This is a genomic window from Falsihalocynthiibacter sp. S25ZX9, from assembly GCF_041205405.1.
In the GTDB taxonomy this organism is placed as follows: Bacteria; Pseudomonadota; Alphaproteobacteria; order Rhodobacterales; family Rhodobacteraceae; genus Falsihalocynthiibacter; species Falsihalocynthiibacter arcticus.
Window position 1 is genome coordinate 1 of the sequence record NZ_JBGFCD010000229.1, and the last position, 304, is coordinate 304.

A 304-nucleotide genomic window follows, 5' to 3' on the forward strand; every position below is an offset into this window, starting at 1 on the left:
CATTCATAGAACAGGCGGAGGGTTTCAGATTTAGTCCTGTGGAATAACGCGCAAACCAAGCTCCATAAGCTGTTCACTCATGGGTTCGCTCGTGGCGCTCATCATCACATCTTCGGCACGTTGATTCATTGGGAACATGATGACTTCGCGAATGTTGGCTTCTTCGGCCAACAACATCACGATCCGGTCGATCCCTGCGGCGCAACCACCGTTGGGAGGAGCGCCATATTTGAACGCGCTGACCATGCCGCCAAAGCGTTTATTAACTTCTTCGGCGCCATACCCCGCGATTTCAAACGCTTTG

1 protein-coding gene is annotated in these 304 nt (G+C 52.3%); it reads right to left on the bottom strand.

All coding sequences use genetic code 11. The annotated features are described in order from the left end of the window. Positions 1–30 precede the first annotated feature (30 nt). On the bottom strand, positions 31–304 hold a 274-nt coding region (locus AB9F29_RS22040; protein ID WP_369757268.1), incomplete at its 5' end, for an amino acid--tRNA ligase-related protein.